Genomic DNA, 230 nt, shown 5'->3' with positions numbered 1-230 from the left:
GGAATGTAATGAGGGCGGTTTAATAAAAAATGAATTTTTTCATCATTATTCATATCCTTAAATGATTTATTATACGGAACAGTTCTTACTTGTTCTTGTTGTTCTTGTTCTTGTTCTTGTTGTTCTTGTTGTTCTTGTTCTGCGTGTGCTTCTTTTTCCTCTTCTTCTATTTTTTCTTCCACTTGCTGCTCTTCTTGTTGTTCTTGTTCTGTTACCTCTTCCACAGCACT

At 33.9% G+C, this 230-nt stretch carries 1 protein-coding gene; it reads right to left on the bottom strand.

Annotation, left to right across the window (positions count from 1 at the left end; genetic code table 11):
* On the bottom strand, nt 1-230 hold a 230-nt coding region (locus MR160_RS34565; RefSeq protein WP_242299273.1), incomplete at both ends, for a CotO family spore coat protein.

This window comes from Bacillus cereus group sp. BfR-BA-01382 (assembly GCF_022663475.1).
GTDB classification, from domain to species: Bacteria; Bacillota; Bacilli; order Bacillales; family Bacillaceae_G; genus Bacillus_A; species Bacillus_A thuringiensis_S.
The sequence above is the reverse complement of the archived record's forward strand: the minus strand, read 5'-3'. Positions and strand labels throughout refer to the sequence as shown.